19 protein-coding genes are annotated in these 17,874 nt (G+C 46.8%); 14 read left to right on the forward strand and 5 right to left on the reverse strand.

Annotated elements, in window-relative coordinates; all coding sequences use genetic code 11:
* The first annotated feature begins 367 nt into the window (after positions 1-367).
* The 4 genes from FGB90_RS01510 (at position 368) to FGB90_RS01525 (ending at position 3,711) form a co-directional block, all read left to right on the forward strand.
* Positions 368-937 (forward strand): hypothetical protein, encoded by a 570-nt coding sequence (locus FGB90_RS01510; RefSeq protein ID WP_138808803.1) that lies wholly within the window; start codon positions 368-370, stop codon positions 935-937.
* A gap of 205 nt (positions 938-1,142) precedes the next feature.
* On the forward strand, positions 1,143-1,853 hold the full coding sequence (dapD, locus tag FGB90_RS01515) for a 2,3,4,5-tetrahydropyridine-2,6-dicarboxylate N-acetyltransferase (RefSeq protein ID WP_138808804.1): 711 nt from the start codon (positions 1,143-1,145) through the stop codon (positions 1,851-1,853).
* Positions 1,854-1,867: 14 nt separating this feature from the next.
* Positions 1,868-2,998 carry an N-acetyldiaminopimelate deacetylase gene (locus tag FGB90_RS01520; protein ID WP_138808805.1) on the forward strand — a complete coding sequence of 377 codons (1,131 nt, stop codon included), beginning with the start codon at positions 1,868-1,870 and terminating at the stop codon, positions 2,996-2,998.
* A 464-nt stretch (positions 2,999-3,462) separates the two neighbouring features.
* The gene (locus FGB90_RS01525) at positions 3,463-3,711 is read left to right on the forward strand and encodes a YkuS family protein (RefSeq protein WP_138808806.1); all 249 of its coding nucleotides are present in this window, start codon (positions 3,463-3,465) and stop codon (positions 3,709-3,711) included.
* 84 nt (positions 3,712-3,795) lie between these two features.
* On the opposite strand, the gene FGB90_RS01530 is transcribed toward FGB90_RS01525, so the two are convergent.
* A complete protein-coding gene (locus FGB90_RS01530; protein ID WP_246056015.1) occupies positions 3,796-4,638 on the reverse strand; it encodes a mechanosensitive ion channel family protein in 843 nt (280 codons plus the stop codon).
* Positions 4,639-4,947: 309 nt separating this feature from the next.
* On the opposite strand from FGB90_RS01530, the gene FGB90_RS01535 reads away from it, so the two are divergent.
* From FGB90_RS01535 to FGB90_RS01550, 4 genes are all read left to right on the forward strand, one after another.
* Positions 4,948-5,499 (forward strand): peroxiredoxin, encoded by a 552-nt coding sequence (locus tag FGB90_RS01535; RefSeq protein ID WP_138808808.1) that lies wholly within the window; start codon positions 4,948-4,950, stop codon positions 5,497-5,499.
* A gap of 116 nt (positions 5,500-5,615) precedes the next feature.
* Positions 5,616-6,062, forward strand: a complete 447-nt coding sequence (locus tag FGB90_RS01540; protein ID WP_138808809.1) for a TlpA disulfide reductase family protein — start codon at positions 5,616-5,618, stop codon at positions 6,060-6,062.
* A 114-nt stretch (positions 6,063-6,176) separates the two neighbouring features.
* Positions 6,177-7,058 (forward strand): peptidoglycan recognition protein family protein, encoded by an 882-nt coding sequence (locus FGB90_RS01545; RefSeq protein WP_138808810.1) that lies wholly within the window; start codon positions 6,177-6,179, stop codon positions 7,056-7,058.
* A gap of 118 nt (positions 7,059-7,176) precedes the next feature.
* Entirely contained in the window at positions 7,177-7,845 is a 669-nt protein-coding gene (locus FGB90_RS01550) for a potassium channel family protein (protein ID WP_138808811.1), read from the forward strand.
* Between the two features lie 172 nt (positions 7,846-8,017).
* On the opposite strand, the gene rnjA is transcribed toward FGB90_RS01550, so the two are convergent.
* Together rnjA and FGB90_RS01560 are read right to left on the reverse strand one after the other, a co-directional pair.
* A complete protein-coding gene (gene rnjA, locus FGB90_RS01555) occupies positions 8,018-9,682 on the reverse strand; it encodes a ribonuclease J1 (protein ID WP_138808812.1) in 1,665 nt (554 codons plus the stop codon).
* A 3-nt stretch (positions 9,683-9,685) separates the two neighbouring features.
* A complete protein-coding gene (locus FGB90_RS01560; RefSeq protein WP_138808813.1) occupies positions 9,686-9,895 on the reverse strand; it encodes a DNA-dependent RNA polymerase subunit epsilon in 210 nt (69 codons plus the stop codon).
* A gap of 461 nt (positions 9,896-10,356) precedes the next feature.
* On the opposite strand from FGB90_RS01560, the gene FGB90_RS01565 reads away from it, so the two are divergent.
* Together FGB90_RS01565 and FGB90_RS01570 are read left to right on the forward strand one after the other, a co-directional pair.
* The gene (locus tag FGB90_RS01565) at positions 10,357-10,686 is read left to right on the forward strand and encodes a hypothetical protein (RefSeq protein WP_138808814.1); all 330 of its coding nucleotides are present in this window, start codon (positions 10,357-10,359) and stop codon (positions 10,684-10,686) included.
* Between the two features lie 191 nt (positions 10,687-10,877).
* Complete coding sequence (locus FGB90_RS01570) at positions 10,878-11,666, forward strand: Cof-type HAD-IIB family hydrolase (protein ID WP_138808815.1); 789 nt, start codon at positions 10,878-10,880, stop codon at positions 11,664-11,666.
* Positions 11,667-11,996: 330 nt separating this feature from the next.
* Here FGB90_RS01570 and def read toward each other — a convergent pair whose 3' ends face one another.
* Positions 11,997-12,578: a peptide deformylase gene (gene def, locus FGB90_RS01575; RefSeq protein ID WP_138808816.1), complete on the reverse strand. Its 582-nt coding sequence runs from the start codon at positions 12,576-12,578 to the stop codon at positions 11,997-11,999.
* A 185-nt stretch (positions 12,579-12,763) separates the two neighbouring features.
* Entirely contained in the window at positions 12,764-12,937 is a 174-nt protein-coding gene (locus tag FGB90_RS01580; protein ID WP_138808817.1) for a YjcZ family sporulation protein, read from the reverse strand.
* Between the two features lie 262 nt (positions 12,938-13,199).
* On the opposite strand from FGB90_RS01580, the gene FGB90_RS01585 reads away from it, so the two are divergent.
* The 4 genes from FGB90_RS01585 (at position 13,200) to FGB90_RS01600 (ending at position 17,871) form a co-directional block, all read left to right on the forward strand.
* A complete protein-coding gene (locus FGB90_RS01585; protein WP_138808818.1) occupies positions 13,200-13,862 on the forward strand; it encodes a YkyA family protein in 663 nt (220 codons plus the stop codon).
* A 529-nt stretch (positions 13,863-14,391) separates the two neighbouring features.
* On the forward strand, positions 14,392-15,480 hold the full coding sequence (gene pdhA, locus FGB90_RS01590; RefSeq protein WP_138808819.1) for a pyruvate dehydrogenase (acetyl-transferring) E1 component subunit alpha: 1,089 nt from the start codon (positions 14,392-14,394) through the stop codon (positions 15,478-15,480).
* 3 nt (positions 15,481-15,483) lie between these two features.
* Positions 15,484-16,461 (forward strand): alpha-ketoacid dehydrogenase subunit beta, encoded by a 978-nt coding sequence (locus tag FGB90_RS01595; RefSeq protein ID WP_138808820.1) that lies wholly within the window; start codon positions 15,484-15,486, stop codon positions 16,459-16,461.
* Positions 16,462-16,554: 93 nt separating this feature from the next.
* Complete coding sequence (locus FGB90_RS01600; protein WP_138808821.1) at positions 16,555-17,871, forward strand: dihydrolipoamide acetyltransferase family protein; 1,317 nt, start codon at positions 16,555-16,557, stop codon at positions 17,869-17,871.
* The last annotated feature ends 3 nt before the right edge of the window (positions 17,872-17,874 follow it).

The following is a 17,874-nucleotide window of genomic DNA, read 5'->3' on the forward strand; positions in this document are numbered from 1 at the left end:
AAGCGTCCACCTGAAGCGGAATTGGAACAGTATTCTTTATGAAAAGTGCGTATATAAAAAGAGAGCCTGCCATCACGGCAGGCTCTCTTTTTTGCTGCACAGGTACGAAAGGTCTTAAGCACCGGCAGCTGTGGGGCTATACAAGCATAAAGCCCACACTCAAAAAGTGGCGGGATGGTCAGGGATTGCACCTGATACGGCCGATTTGCATGAAAACGGCACACTGCCTTACAGGAGGCTTCATCCCGTGTTGGAATTAGTTATGCCACAGATGGTAATTTTCATGCATAAAAATATCATTTTGTACATAGACCGATTAAAGTCCCGGTAAAACGGGTAGAAAATAACCATAGAGGAGGGACTACATATGAAAAAACTACACATCACCTGCAGCCTCTTAACTTTGAGTCTGATGCTGTTATTTACAGCTGCAGTCGTTCAGCCCAGTACCGGTGATCTGACAGCAGCTTCTGATTATACGCAGGAAGAAATACAGTTGACTGAGCCCACTGCGGAGGTAAAAGGGGCTTCCACCCAGGAAACACTTGAGTATGAACGGCTTTTTCATGAGGCGTCATTCAGAATAGGAGAAAATGAGGAAGCGGTGCACAGTACGAGAGAGGAACCGATGGAGGAAGGCATGTATAACGGCGGCAATTACTACGACTTCGGAACCTTCACCTATTTTGCGGATCCTGAAAAAGAGCGGATTAATGCTGTAGCTGTAAGGGATGAAACAGCTGCCGATATCGATGAAGAACTATTCTTCGATCAGCTGGATGGTAAACTCGTTACTTCCGGATGGAACGAAATGGACGGAACATGGATGGAAATATACAGTGTCAAAGGCGGGGACCTGGTTGTTGAAAGAGAGGAAAAGGATCTTGCTCCGGCCTTCATCTGGCTAACCGAACCGGGCCTGTTTCACGACGAATAACGAATACATTCAGCCCTTAAGGCGCGATTGAGCCTTCAGGGCTTTTTAGTACTCATTTTCCCTGGTGCAGGCACCGGATTTGTCCGCAGGAAAGGATTCCAGTCCTTTCCTGCCTGCCGTTAAAGTTTCATGATTGCAATTTGTCCCTGCAGTGACTATCATTAGGGAGAGTCTTTACTACGTTAACAATGAGGAGGATTTACAAATGAAACAAATGGATGCAAACGAAATTATCCAGTTCATTTCAAATGCTGAAAAATCAACACCGGTAAAAGTACATATCAAGGGATCCGACCTTGAGAGCATCGACTTTGGTGCAAATACAAAAACCTTTATTCAGGGGAACACCGGGGTTCTTTTCGGTGAATGGAAAGACATCGAAAAAGCTCTCGGCCAGGTTGAGGATTACGTTGTTGAAAACGACCGCAGAAACTCAGCGATTCCGCTTCTTGACATGAAAAATATTAAAGCTCGTATCGAGCCTGGTGCGATTATCCGGGACCAGGTGGAAATCGGTGACGGGGCAGTCATCATGATGGGCGCTTCCATCAATATCGGTTCTGTAGTCGGAGAAGGTACGATGATCGACATGAACGTTGTGATGGGTGGCCGTGCAACAGTCGGGAAGAACTGTCACATCGGTGCAGGGTCTGTACTTGCCGGCGTAATCGAGCCGCCATCCGCACAGCCTGTTGTTGTCGAGGACGGCGTTGTCGTTGGTGCAAATGCAGTCATCCTTGAAGGGGTTACTGTGGGAGCAGGTTCTGTTGTGGCAGCCGGTGCCATCGTGACAGAAGACGTTCCTCCAAACAGTGTCGTTGCCGGCACGCCTGCCCGTGTCATCAAGGAAATTGATGAGAAAACAAAGGGCAAAACAGAAATCAAGCAGGAGCTCCGCAAGCTTAACGACGAGTAAAAAGGAGATATGACATGACACTCGATCAGGCTCGTCTGATCTCAATCCGCCGGGATCTTCACCGGATCCCGGAAGGCGGATTTGAGGAATTTAAAACACAGTCCTATCTGAAAAAAACGATTGCTTCTTTTGCCGGCAGCCACCTTGAAATGAAGGAGTGGCGTACCGGTCTTTTTGTTATGGTAAAAGGCCATTCTCCCGAAAAAACGTTCGGTTACCGTGCTGATATCGACGGGCTTCCGATTACGGAGGAAACAGGTTATCCGTTTGCATCCGAGCATGAGGGGTATATGCATGCGTGCGGCCATGATTTTCACATGACGATTGCCCTCGGTGTTCTGGCCCGTGTTTCCGCAAGCAGGCCGAAAGATAACATTCTGTTTATTTTCCAGCCTGCAGAAGAAGGACCCGGCGGAGCGCAGCCAATGCTTGAATCCGATGAATTTAAACAGTGGAAACCCGATGAAATGCTGGCTCTGCACATCGCGCCGGAATATCCGGTCGGCACAGTGGCCACAAAGCCCGGACTTCTCTTTGCCAATACGAGTGAGCTTTTCATTGATCTTAAAGGCAGGGGAGGCCACGCGGCACTCCCGCACCTGGCTAATGATATGGTTGTTGCCTGCAGCCAGCTTGTCACCCAGTTCCAGACAATCGTGGCCCGTAACGTTGCCCCTCTTGACTCGGCTGTTGTGACAGTCGGAAAAATTACCGGCGGCACAAAGCAGAACATCATCGCTGAGCATGCGAGGCTTGAAGGGACGATTCGTACATTATCCATCGAGTCCATGAGAACGGTTAAGGACCGTATTGAAGCTTTGACAGCCGGAATTGAAACAGGTTATAACTGTACGGCCAACATTGATTATGGGGCAAATTACTGCCAGGTATACAATAATCCGGCCATTGCAGAGAGGTTTATGCAATTCGCCGCCGGCCGGAACGGTGTGAACCTGGTAGAATGCGAGAAAGCCATGACAGGCGAGGATTTCGGCTACTTCCTTGAAGAAGTGCCCGGACTGATGTTCTGGCTTGGTGTGGCGAGCGAAAGCGGCCTTCACACCCCGGGGTTGAACCCGGATGAAGGAGCCATTCCGGTGGCAGTGGATTTTATCAGCGAATACTTATCTTCAGTCTCATCCTGACGGGTGAGACTTTTTTATATTTAAGGGGAGAAATTGATGAGGTGAGGTTATTGAAATGGACCTGTATTGGGCAGGAGAGAAAATACAGAGCATTAAGAAAGCTTTAAAGCATGTGTAATCCGGAGGAGCGAAAATAGGAGAGCATTAGGGATGCTATAAAGTATGTGTAAACAGGAGTAGTGAAAATAGGGGAGCATTAAGAAAGCTTTAAAGCATGTGTAATCAGAAGGGGTAAAAAAGCAGAGCATTAAGACCGCCTAAAAAGCATGTGTAATCCGGAGGAGTGAAAATAGGAGAGCATTGAGAATGCTTTAAAGCATGTGTAACAGTCAGGAGGCAAAATACAGTATCAAAAAACATCTAATCAGGTGTTTTTTGAACATCTGCATAAATCCCCGCTCTTTGGAGATAGTAAACTCTGGAAGATGATTCCTGATTTTATTACAGCCAAGGAGGAATTTACAATGGCCAGAGTTGGTGTGGAACAATCGCTGTCTGCGATTCAGCAGGCACTGCAGGAAAAAGGGCACGAAATCGTTCAGCTTCAGCAGCAGGGTGACGAGGACGGCTGTGACTGCTGTGTCATCAGCGGACAGGATCAGAATGTAATGGGCATGCAGGATACCCAGCAGCAGGGTTCTGTAATTAATGCTCACGGTATGTCAGCCGATGAAGTATGCCAGCAGGTGGAACAGCGCACCCAGCAGCAGTAATCGTTTAGTGGAAGCCGGGTTCTCCCGGCTTTTTTAAATGCTTAAAAAAGCTGACTCTTCGAACTTAGAGTCAGCTTTTGTGTCTTACGCTTCTTTTTTCTCGATGTAAACCTGGTGTGGGAACGGAATTTCAATTCCATTGGCATCAAGGGCTTCCTTGATTTCCTTACGCAGCTTACGCTCAATTCCCCACTGCTCCATATTGACTGTCTGGGCGATCACACGAATCACTACATCGCTGTCATCCAGTGCCTGTACGCCAACTACGTTGGGACCGTCGACGATTAGTTCATTTTCCTCTGCTGCTACACGGTCACAGGCGATCTGAATCACTTTCATCGCTTCATCAATATTATCGTCATAGGAAATACCAATGTCCACAAGGGCCCGCATGTTGGAGCGGGAATGGTTGCTCAGTGTTCCGATCTCCCGGTTCGGTATGTAGTGAACCGTCCCGTCAAAACCGCGGATTCTTGTTGTACGAAGGCCCACTTCCTCTACTACACCGTCAATCCCGGCAACTGTAACGTATTCATCCACTTCCAGCTGTTTTTCAAGAAGCAGGAAAAACCCTGTAACAACGTCGCTCACGAGACCCTGGGCTCCAAATCCGATGGCAAGGCCCACAATACCGGCACCGGCAATCAGACCAGTCACATTATAATCAAAAAGGCCGATTACAATCGTTACAAAAATAAATAAAAGTACATAGGCAAAGACATTCTGAGTCAGCTTTTCAAGTGTTTTTGTTCTCCCGGGAGACATATTTTTCTGTCTGCTCATGCGCTCAAAGCCTGAGCTTATGATCCTGCCTCCGATGGCTTTTACAATAAAATAGGCAATAAAGATGGCGATCAGCTGAAGAGCAATTATTCCTGCTGCCACGAGGATGGCTTCCCAGTTTATGTTGGCAATAAAATCATTCACCTGCGTCACTCCTTTTTCCAGGGTGGTATGTATACACTTTTGACGAATAATGTCACACATTCTATCATACCCATACGGGCTTTAAAAGAAAACAGAAAGGCATTTTACTTTAAATGAACAGAAACGTTCGATATAATGGGAAACGTTGGTGTCCGGATCCGGTTAAAAACTGCCGTATTGGAAATACTGACGGAATGTGATGATTATCAGGAAAAGTACAAAATCGAGTCGGATGTTGACTGATTATAATACTTTTCTTATAATAATCATTGTTATTAAACATCAAACACAACTCAGGAGGGATTACATATGTCAGAAAAACGTATGGTTGCAAAACAGTCTCCACGCTTTGAAATGGATGCTGTACTTCCAAATAAGGAATTCGGTAAAGTAAGCCTCGAGCAGAACATGAAAGAAGACAAGTGGACTGTTCTTTACTTCTACCCAATGGACTTCACATTTGTATGTCCGACAGAAATCACAGCGCTCAGCGACCGTTATGATGAGTTCGAAGACCTTGATGCAGAAGTAATCGGGGTGTCAACGGACACTGTCCACACGCACCTTGCGTGGATTAACACAGACCGCGACGACAACGGTCTCGGCGACCTTAAATACCCTCTTGCTGCGGATACCAACCATCAGGTTTCCCGCGAGTATGGCGTACTGATTGAAGATGAGGGTGTAGCGCTTCGCGGACTGTTCATCATCAGTCCTGAAGGAGAGCTCATGTACTCTGTTGTAAACCACAACAACATTGGCCGTGACGTTGATGAAACACTTCGCGTACTTCAGGCACTTCAGACAGGCGGCCTTTGCCCGGCAAACTGGAAGCCTGGTCAGGATACACTAAAAGTGTAATTAACCACCGGCATGGATAAAATAAGTTAAATGGAAAAGGCCTGCAGCGATGTCAGGCCTTTTCTTTCGCTACATAAAGAAAGCGCTTAAAACAAACTCTGTATGGAGGGATTAGTATGAAACTTCGTTCACCAATGCCGGAACTGGATGGTGCCACAGAATGGCTTAATGGACAGTTAACACGGGAGGACCTCGTGGGAGATAAACCAACACTTATTCATTTCTGGTCCATCAGCTGTCATCTCTGTAAGGAAGCCATGCCTGACATTAACCAGTTCAGGGATGAATACGGGGACAAACTGAATGTTATGAGTGTCCATATGCCCCGGTCGGAAAAGGATCTTGATCTTGAGGAGATCAAAAAGACCGCAGCCGAGCACGATATTACCCAGCCGACATTCGTTGACAGTGAGCACAAACTGACTGACGCGTTTGAAAATCAGTACGTACCTGCCTACTATGTATTTGATGAAGAAGGGAACCTCCGTCATTTTCAGGCAGGCGGCGGCGGTATGAAGATGCTTACCAAAAGGGTAAATCGCGTTCTCGGAATAAAGCAGTAAAACAGATGACCAAATTAAAAGAGACTGAACGAAAAGCAGGTGAATTGCTTTTTGTTCAGTCTCTTTTCCTCTTTAATCAGCCCTCACGCTTACTTAGAGAGTGAGGTGATTGAAATGTATATAAGAGATATTTCCGCTGCACTTGAAAAACACAGTACAAAAAAGTACAGCAGACGCTCATTAAGGAATATAACGTCCCTGACCATTCATCACAGTGGAACGGAAGGCGGGAGCGCCCAATCTTTTGCTTCCTACCATGTTAACAGGCTGGGATGGCCGGGAATAGGCTATCACTACGTCATAAGTCACGACGGCACGATCGTGAAGACAAACAGTGCGGACACGGTCAGCTACCACGCAGGTCAGGCTAATCGTTTCAGTATCGGGATCTGTCTCACAGGGGATTTTACTTCAGGAAAGCCGGGTTACTCCCAATGGACAGCCCTGAAAGAGTTGTGCAGAAAACTGAGCTCCGATTTTTCCATATCCGATAACAGGATTCTTGGTCACCGTGAGCAGCCTGGAGCCGCTACCATTTGTCCGGGTTTCGATGTGGCTGTGCTCCGTCAGCAGCTCGGGGAGTCGCTTTTTTTCCGCATCGGAAAAGGAGATCGTGGAGCAGGCGTAATCCGGCTTCAGAAAAAGCTTATGGCGGCGGGAATCAACCCCGGGCAGATAGACGGGATATTTGGACCGCTCACCGAAACCGCACTGAAGAAGTTTCAGTCCTCTGCCGGAATTATACCGGATGGTGTCTACGTAAGTACCACCAATGAAGCACTGAGAGCCGCCAGGCGCACGCTCAGGGAACAAATACCCATGCAGAGGGGGTACGATGTCCTGATTGTACAGCAGACCACTCATGTAAAGCAGGACGGTATATTCGGTCCACAAACCGCGGCTTCCGTTAAAGGGTATCAGCGATCGAGAAGGTTAACACCCGACGGCATTGTAGGAAGTAAAACCTGGATTTACATTATTAACGGGTGGCGGTGAATATCTATACCAAAACTGGACCGGCCAGTGATAAACGCCGTTCCAAGTATGATATGATGATTGTTTTCATCCCGGCGGATTGCTATGATTAAGGAAAACAGTGAAGATGGGGGACAATATGAAGAAGCAGTTTGCAGTAATCGGTCTCGGCCGTTTTGGTGGCAGTATCTGCCAGGCTCTTTCCAAACAGGGGATGGAAGTTCTGGCGATTGATACAGATGAGGACCGCATTAATAAATTTGCCAGTATCGCCACGCACGCCGTTGTTGCGGATGCAACAGATGATAATACACTGAAAAGCCTGGGTATCCGCAACTTCGACCACGTAATTGTCGCGATCGGGGACAACATCCAGTCAAGTATTCTTACAACACTCATGCTTGTGGAGCAGGGAGTGAACCATATTACAGTCAAAGCCCAGAATGATTACCATGAAAAAGTACTGAATAAAATAGGCGCACATAAGGTCGTTCATCCGGAAAGGGATATGGGGATTCGTATAGCGCACAACGTGGTCTCAAAAAACGTACTTGATTATCTTGAGCTTTCGGATGAATACAGTATTGTTGAACTGATGGCTGGAGGTCTTGTACATGGAAAAACGATAATCGATCTCGATATTCGTGCCAGGTACGGTTGTAACATTATGGCAATTAAACGGGGAGATCATATCAATGTGTCACCCCAGGCTGATGAAATACTCAACAGAGGAGACATTCTGATTGTTATTGGAGCGGACAGCGATATAAACCGTCTCGAGCAGTCCCTGTTTGATGATGATGATTAAAGCCAGTGTATGCAATTGAAAAAGGCGGTTTTCTCCGGCTGGGTGAAGCCTTGCCCGCGGCAAGCGGGTGTATTTTTGAACCATCAAACATTAGAATACCGAATACAAAAAAGAGCTCTCACCTATGGTGAGGGCCCTTTTTATCAGCCGGTTTTTGTACCGGCATTATACATCAGACTTCCATAATAATTGGAAGGATCATTGGTTTACGCTTGGTTTTCTCGTACAGAAACGGACCGAGAACATCGCTGATCTCGTTTTTGATTTCCGACCACTGAGTTGTTTTGCGGTCCATCATACCCTGAAGGTGTGCAGCAAGCATCTTCTGTGCCTCATTAATAAGGTCGCTCGACTCACGCATATAAACAAATCCCCGTGAAATCAGATCAGGTCCGGCTGTGACTTTAAATTCCTTCATGTTAAGGCTTACCACGACGACAACAAGGCCTTCTTCGGATAGAATGCGGCGATCGCGAAGAACGATGTTTCCAATATCGCCGATCCCGCTGCCATCTACATAGACAGACCCGGAAGGAACCTTGCCTGCAAGACGTGCATCTTCCTTATCCAGGGCAAGAACGTCCCCGTTATCCATAAGGAAGCAGTTTTCCTCAGGTACTCCGCAGCTCTCAGCAAGGTGCGCATGCATTTTCTGCATACGGTATTCCCCGTGAATCGGCATGAAGAATTTAGGCTTCATAAGACGAAGCATAAGTTTCTGTTCTTCCTGACCGCCGTGACCGGAAGTATGAATGTCGTTAAGAGATCCATGAATAACATTTGCACCGGCACGGTATAGCTGGTTGATCGTTTTGCTGACACTCAGTGTATTCCCCGGAATAGGAGAAGAAGAGAATACGACTGTGTCTCCCGGAATGACCTGGATCTGACGGTGTGTACCAAAGGCGATTCTTGACAGGGCAGCCATTGGCTCTCCCTGGCTTCCCGTACAGAGAATGGCAACCTGGTCATTTGGAATTTTGTTCAGCTGTGATGCATCGATAAACGTGTTTTTCGGTGCACGGATATAACCGAGATCAAGGCCGATATTAATGGCTGATTCCATACTTCTTCCGAAAACAGCAATTTTCCGGCGGTATTTAACAGCAGCTTCCACTGCCTGCTGAAGCCGGTAAATATTTGAGGCAAAGGTAGCGAAGATAATACGACCTTCCACACTGCGGAAGATTGAATCAATGGATTCACCAACTTTGCGTTCACTCATTGTAAAGCCGGGCACTTCACTGTTTGTACTGTCGGAGAGAAGACAGAGTACACCTTCTTCGCCGATCTTGGCCATTTTGTTAAGGTTTGCAGGTTCGCCCACAGGTGTAAAGTCAAATTTAAAGTCACCAGTGTGCACAATGTTACCAGCAGGTGTTTTCACGACTACTCCAAAGGAATCCGGGATACTGTGGGTAGTACGGTAGAAAGACACCGACGTTTTCTGAAACTTAACTACATCGTCTTCCTGGATTTCATGGAACTTGGTTGTACGGAGAAGGCCGTGCTCCTCCAGCTTATTCCGCAGAAGACCAATTGCCAGTTTGCCGGCGTAGATTGGGACATTAATCTGGCGAAGAAGGTAGGGAACGCCGCCGATATGGTCTTCATGGCCGTGTGTAATGAACAGGCCTTTAATTTTATCTTCGTTCTTAACAAGATACGTATAATCCGGGATAACATAATCGATTCCGAGAAGCTCGTCTTCCGGAAACTTAATACCTGCATCAATCAGGATAATTTCATCCTGGAACTGTACTGCATATGTGTTTTTTCCGATTTCGCCCAGACCCCCGAGAGCGAATACGGCAGCCTGATGATTTTTTGCTTTCATCGTTTACAGCTGCTCCACTTTAAAATCTTCATTTTCTTTTTCATAAGCCAATACATCATCACTCAGCGGGGTAACAAATTCGATGTTGTATTTGCGGTCCGAAAGCTTTTTCCGGACATCCTCAACAGAAGTGCCTTCCACGTAAATCGCGTGCGTATTTTCGCGGACAGGTACTTCATTCGTAGTCTCCTGGTAAAACACCTTAAATATCATAGGATCCTCTCCTTTATAATTTTTCATGATGTAAGTGTTAAGATAATGGATTATACGTATGTATGCCTTTTTACAGCTGCGGTCACCGGTTCCTTCTGTCCCGTGAAGTCCGGTGCTCAGCGGCACTGATCAGGTGCCGGCTTGGTGCGAAGCCATAAATGATAAACCTTCTTTCTCGGATCGAGAAAGAAGGATCATTACGATGGCTACGCGTATATCTTTTTTGGAAATAAATCGCGACATCGTTTTAATAACCGTTCTCTCCACCTTTTCAACATTTTAAACCCTCCTTTCAACTTATTCAAGAGTGGCGCTCCTATTTTATTTTTAGTATGGGAGTGAAACTGGTTTACGTTACGAGGAAATCGTTGCCAGACCCACGTTGAACCGTTCAGAGAAATTTCACGAATATGATAGGCCTGGAAAGGGTAAAGGGTAACCAAGCATAAACGGGAGGGATTATGATGAAACAGACATTCTATGTATCCATAAACCAGGGAAGCCGGGTGGAACTGTATACAGAAAAAACGGATCCCCAGCTGATTCAGTTTGCCGTGGAAGTGGACGAGGCAGAGGTGGAGGAATTTAAACAGCTGATCGAAAGATTCAGGGACAAAGATGTTGAACCACAGCAGATTTTTTCCCACCCATTCGATGAACCTGCATCGGACAGGGAGAAAGAAAGTGTGAAATACGATACGCGCTACCTGTATGAGCTGATCTATAAACACGGGACTGAAAAGACGCGCAGGGAACTGGAAGAGCTTCAGAAACAGAATACCGGTGCCTGACTATTGGCCGGAAGGCGGCTGTACGCTTTCCGGTCTTTTTTTATGGTGTTATATCTCTCCTGTGCAGAACATGGGAATATCAGTGATGGTGCCGGCGTCTGTATAACTCTCTTTTCAGGAGAGTGTAATAGACGGTATGCAGCCTGCATGTTACGATTTATGTGACTATTAAGCAGGAAGAGGCGATTACAGTGACTACGGGAGAAGATAAAGTTGTATTTCTGGATATAGATGGAACAATTCTAAATCACCGGAACCGGATTCCCGACCCTACCAGGGAAGCTGTCAGGCGACTGCGTGAAAACAGCGTAAATGTTGCTATTGCAACAGGCAGAGCCCCTTTTATGTTTAAAGATATACTGAAAGATCTTGAGATTGACTCGTTCGTAAGCTTTAACGGGTCCTACGTTGTTTATAAAGGTGAAGTTATCTTTGATTCCCCGCTGGCGGAAAAACACCTGCACAAACTTGAAAATGATGCATGGAGTAACGAGCATCCAATGGTATTCCTGGATCATGAAACCGGGCGGGCAAATCACAGATCCCACGAATTTATAAGGCAGTCAATGGGCAGTCTCGAAATGCCTCACCCACCGCATGACCCTGAGTTTCACAAAAACCGTCATATATATCAGGCACTGCTTTTCTGTGAAGACCATCACGAAAAATACTACTACGATAACCACCTTGGGTTTGATTATGTGCGCTGGCATGAAAAGGCAATCGACGTACTGCCTCCGGGTGGTTCCAAAGCAAAGGGAATTGAAGCCATGCTTGAAAAACTGGCCATCCGCCCGGAGAACACATTTGCGTTCGGGGACGGCCTGAATGATGTTGAGATGCTCCGTTTTGTGGGAACCGGAGTTGCAATGGGTAATGCAGCTGCCGAAACAAAACAGGCTGCTGATATGGAAACGGATCACGTCGATGAGGACGGCCTGTTCAATGGCCTTGTAAAGCTCGGTTTAATCAGTAAATAGGCTGCCGGCGGATCAGGACGTGAAGTAAAGCGTCCATTGTCCAAGGACTTAAAAGAAAAGCGGTGTTCGTATAGATTGTTGCTATTAGTCACATTATTAATGGAGCGAAAGGCGGTGACTCCAGCGGGAAAAGCATCAGGTGCGAGCGTTTACAGCCTGTGATTGCTTCGAGCTGCTTCGACGCATACAGCTTCGAAGCTTACCTTGCAGAGGAAGAAGCAGAAGCACTCCCCCAGGAGGCTGAAGCGATGCCCGCGGAAAGCATCCGCCTGCAGCGCAATAAAAAACAATCTATCCGAAAACAGTAAAAAGAAAAAACCTGCCTCCGGATCACGAGGCAGGTCCATGAAACTTGCTGATTTTAATAACTTCTTTAGGTGGGAGCGGCTCTTTATAAGGGTCGCTTTTATCAATTCGGTCGTAAAACATAATACCGTTTAAATGGTCGATCTCATGCTGGAAGACGATTGCAGCAAAACCTTTCAGCCGCAGTGTAATTTCCTTTCCTTCGAGTGTCGTGGCTTTTACTTTTATCCGTGCATATCTCGGAACTTCCCCTTCAACCATGCGGTCCACGCTCAGGCACCCCTCTCCGGATTCCAGGTATGTGGTCTCTTCGGAATGACTGACGATTTTCGGGTTGAAAAGCCCAAGTTCAAGCAGTTCCTCTTTGTGGTCTGTTGTGCGTACGGCGATCATCCGCTTACTTACATTGATCTGTGGTGCAGCAAGTCCGACGCCGGGTCTCAGGCCAAATTTTTCAGCTGTTTCAGGGTCCTGGCTGTTAATAAGGTACTCCAACATACTGCGGAGAACTTCTTTCTCTTCTTCCGTTGGAGGCATAGCGACTTTTTCTGCGGTTTTTCGCAGCGTCGGGTGACCTTCACGGATAATACTGTCCATAGTTATCATCTGTCTGCACTCCTTTTACCGTGCTGCAGGGGCGGTGCCCTGCAGATATGTAAAAACTCAGTTCCAGGCCGCGTCTGCATGATTAATCCGGGCCAATGTTAATACTATACTATTATAAACTTTGGGAACAGGTCAAAATGAACCGAGAAATAAAAAAACGGGAGCAGGACGCTCCCGTGCTGGCATTAGCATCCGAATTTGGACGCGCCGACAATGATAAGCAGGATAAACAGAACGACGATCAGGGCAAATCCTTTACCTGCTCCATGGTGTCCAGGGTATCCTGCTCCTGCCACCTGCCCACCGTATCCATGTCCGTATCCGCAAGGGTCCCAGCATCCGTATCCATGTCCGTACATTGCATTTCCTCCTTTTTGTTCACCGCTGTTACTCAGCGATTTACTACATGCTATGCGCTCATCCCGATAGTGAATGGATGAATACCCAGATCTGCAGCAGATCCTTCTTTAACTTTCAGGCTGGCGGATTCCGGATTAAGTGCAGAATAAAGGGGAGAGGAAGATCGGTACAATTCCAGAAATACCTTGTAAATTGCATGAAAATAGGATAATTTGTTAGTGGATGTCATTTTGGACGATACATAAAAGGGGGATATCTTAAGTGAAGAAAGGTTTTATGATGCTCGGGTCAATTGGTCTTGCAGCAGTACTGAGCGGATGCTTCGGTAACAGTGCCGCAATGGATATTCATGAGCATCTCGAGAATGCCGTGGAAAAAGAGCAGGTTTTCCAGGAGCAGCAGTCACCATTGACTGAGGCCGAAGTCAGGGAGCATGAACTTTACGAGGAAATGCTTGAGCTTTCAGAGGTGGAGGAGATCGAACCGCTGGCTGAAGAGGCAATCGAGTCTGCTGAAGAACGCCGTTCCATAATTGAGACAGAAAAGCAGAGTATTGATGATGCTTACAGCGAGTTTCAGGAAATTACAGGCTACACTGAGGACTTGGAAGAAGAGGCCCGGAATGCAGCTGAGGATATGACTGCGGCAATGGATGCCCGCTATGAGGTTTATCAGGAACTTTATGAAGAATATCTGAATACAATTGAGCTTGATATAGAGCTTTACAACCTGATTTCACAGGAAGTGGTTAACAGTCCTGACGAACTTCTTGAGGAACTCCAGGGCCAGCATGACCGTGTCAACGAAGCCTATGAAAGAGTGAATCAGCTCAATTCGGAGTTTAATGAACGTACACAGGAGTACAATGAAGCTAAACGCACGTTTTATCAGGAAGCCGAACTTAATGTGGAAGAACCGGTTTAAGACACTCGCCAAGGGTGTCTTTTTTTTGTGATAATTGTCATAGGTAAATGAAGACCGGAATATATAACAGTATTGTTTTGTTGATATAACAGTTTTAAAAGTCCGTTTGCTTTCTGGATTTCAATTTAACGATAAAACCTGTGCAAAAGGATTGACGAAAGGAAAAACGTTCATGTAAACTTATCAACGAAAAGAAAGTTGTATTACTCAAAAACGATTATGACTGATACAGTCGGGTGGTTCTCATGACACATACCCTCCCATTTGATTAGGGGAGAAACGTATTGGGTATACAACCTTTATAGGTTTTTGTCGGAACAGCCGGATTTCTCATTGTTTTTTTGGAAGATGGGTATTCTAAACAATGATGAACAGCGCTTATTTCACAGAGTGCAGATAATACGCGGGACCAGAAGGTATACAGAGGCCTCAAGGCTTCCTGAATATGCCCTGGATTTGCGTGCGGATCTGCAGCAGTGTTGTTTTAGGCAGCCTTAACGTGAAAAGAAAGGAAGAGGTGAAAGGATTCATGGAAAAAACGAAAGAATTGCAAAACATTGAAAGCCAGTTTGAAACTTTCCAGATACTTAATGAAGACGGTGAAATCGTAAACGAAGATGCGATGCCGGACCTTTCAGATGAAGAACTTAAGGAGCTCATGACGCGCATGGTTTATACGCGCATCTGGGATCAGCGTGCGATTTCCCTAAACCGTCAGGGCCGTCTTGGATTTTATGCGCCTGTAGCAGGTCAGGAAGCCTCTATGATCGGTTCCCAGTTTGCCCTTGAAAAACAGGACTGGATCCTTCCGGGTTACCGTGACATCCCTCAGATTGTCTATCATGGAGTACCGCTTCACCAGGCATTTCTCTGGTCCCGCGGTCATTATCAGGGAGGCCAGATGCCTGAAGGCGTAAACGTTATGATGCCTCAGATCATCATCGGTGCCCAGATTACCCAGACTGCAGGTGTGGCGATGGGTCTTAAGCGTAAACAGAAGGATTCTGTTGCGATCACATATACAGGTGACGGCGGAGCTTCCCAGGGAGACTTTTACGAAGGGATCAACTTCGCAGGGGCCTTTAATGTGCCTGCTGTATTTGTTGTGCAGAACAACCGTTATGCGATCTCTGTCCCTGTTGAAAAGCAGAGTGCTGCCGAAACGATTGCCCAGAAGGCAGTCGCAGCCGGTATTCACGGTGTTCAGGTGGACGGCATGGATATCCTCGCTGTCTACGCCCTGACAAAAGAAGCTCGCCAGCGCGGTCTTGACGGAAACGGTCCAACACTGATTGAAACACTTACCTACCGTTACGGTCCGCATACAATGGCAGGCGACGATCCTACCCGTTACCGTACGAGCGATGAGGACGATAAATGGGAGAAGAAAGATCCGCTTGTCCGTTTCCGCAAGTTCCTTGAAAGCAAAGATCTCTGGACGGAAGAAGAGGAAGAGAAGATTGTGGAACAGGCAAAAGAAGATATTAAAAAAGCAATCAAAGATGCAGACGGCGCTCCTAAACAGAAAGTAACGGACCTCATCAGCATTATGGGAGAAGAGCTTCCATACAACCTTAAGGAGCAAATGGAAGAATACAAAGAAAAGGAGTCGAAGTAAGCTATGGCGCAAATGACAATGATTCAGGCAATTACGGATGCGATGCGCACAGAACTGAAAAATAATGAAGATGTGCTCGTGTTCGGAGAAGACGTAGGTCAAAACGGCGGGGTTTTCCGTGCGACTGAAGGTCTTCAGAAGGAATTCGGCGAAGATCGTGTGTTTGACACGCCACTAGCGGAGTCCGGAATCGGCGGACTTGCAGCCGGTCTCAGTGTGACAGGCTTCCGTCCGGTTATGGAAATCCAGTTCTTCGGTTTCGTTTTCGAGACATTTGACGCAATTGCAGCTCAGATGGCGCGGATGCGCTACCGTTCAGGCGGTGTTTACCATTCACCGGTAACAATCCGTGCTCCTTTCGGCGGTGGTGTAAAAACACCTGAACTACACGCAGACAGTCTTGAAGGTCTCATGGCACAGACACCTGGGTTGAAAGTTGTCATTCCTTCTAATCCTTACGATGCAAAAGGTCTTCTCATCTCTGCGATCCGTGACAACGATCCGGTTGTCTACCTTGAGCACATGAAACTTTACCGTTCTTTCCGTGATGAAGTTCCTGAGGAAGAATATACAGTGGAACTTGGAAAAGCGGACGTAAAACGTGAAGGTAAAGACATCACTATCATCACTTACGGTGCGATGGTTCACTCTTCTCTTAAGGCTGCGGAAGAGCTTGAAAAAGACGGTATCGATGCCGAAGTCATCGACCTCCGTACGATCAGCCCGCTTGATATTGAAACCATTATCGAGTCTGTTGAAAAAACAAACCGTGCTATCGTGGTACAGGAAGCTCAGAAACAGGCCGGAATTGCTGCACACGTTGTTGCTGAAATTAATGACCGCGCAATCCTCAGTCTCGAAGCACCAGTACTGCGTGTCACCTCACCTGACACCGTATTCCCGTTCAGTGCAGCGGAAGATGTGTGGCTTCCAAGCTACAAGGATATTGTTGAAAAATCAAAACAGGTTATCAACTTTTAATTCATAACAGACCATATTCGGGATGGCCGGGCAGGAAACTGCACGCGGCCTTCCCTTTCAGCGATTCAGCTATAAGAAACGGAGGCGTTTAGAGTGGCTTACGAATTTAAAATGCCGGATATCGGTGAAGGAATTCACGAAGGTGAAGTCGTAAAGTGGGAAGTGAAAGAAGGGGACGAAGTCAAGGAAGATGATGTCCTGGCTGAGGTCCAGAACGATAAAGCCGTTGTTGAAATTCCGTCTCCGGTAGATGGAACCATCCAGAAACTTCACGTAAAAGAAGGCGAAGTAACAACGGTCGGAACAGTAATCATTACATTCGACACAGACGCCGAACAGCCGGAAGATGCTCACGGCGGCGGTGAAGAGGAAGCCGAAGAAGAGAAAAAAGACGAGAAAAAAGAAGAAGCAGCTTCAAATGAACAGGCGGAGACTGAAAAAGATTCCGAGCCTGCTGCACAGGAAGAAGACATGGACGAAGACCGCCGTATTATCGCCATGCCTTCCGTGCGCAAGTACGCTCGTGAAAAAGATGTTAATATCCGCAAAGTGAAAGGATCCGGTAAAAACGGCCGCATCCTGAAAGATGACATTGACAGCTTCCTTTCAGGAGGACAGGCTGACGAGGCTCCTGCACAGGAAGAGCAGAAATCAGAAGATACGAAGCAGGAGAAACAGAGCGTTGCCGCTTACCAGCCTGCAAATGAAGAGCTTGAAACACGTGAGAAGATGTCCGGAATCCGTAAAGCGATCTCCAAAGCAATGGTTAACTCCAAGCACACAGCACCACACGTGACCCTTATGGATGAGATTGATGTTTCTGCACTCGTTGCTCACCGTAAGAAATTCAAGCCTGTTGCAGCAGACAAAGGGGTTAAACTTACGTACCTTCCGTACGTGGTAAAAGCTCTTACATCTGCTCTGCGTGAGTACCCTGCGCTGAACACATCTGTGGACGATTCAACAGACGAGATCGTGCATAAGCACTACTACAACATTGGTATTGCTGCAGACACTGATAAAGGGCTTCTCGTACCAGTCGTAAAAGACACGGATCGTAAGTCCATTTTCAAAATCTCCGATCAGATCAATGAACTTGCAGGCAAAGCCCGCGAAGGTTCTCTTGGGTCGGATGAAATGAAAGGTGCTTCCTGCACAATTACGAATATCGGATCTGCAGGCGGACAGTGGTTCACACCGGTCATTAACCACCCTGAAGTAGCGATTCTCGGTCTTGGCCGCATTGCTGAGAAGCCGGTTGTACGTGACGGGGAAGTGGTTGTTGCTCCAGTTCTTGCCTTGTCATTAAGCTTTGATCATCGTATCATTGATGGTGCGACTGCTCAGCACGCATTGAATCACATCAAGCGTTTACTGAACGATCCACAATTACTAGTAATGGAGGGCTAATTC

Origin of the sequence: Alteribacter natronophilus (assembly GCF_006007885.1) — a bacterium.
Taxonomy (GTDB): domain Bacteria; phylum Bacillota; class Bacilli; order Bacillales; family Salisediminibacteriaceae; genus Alteribacter; species Alteribacter natronophilus.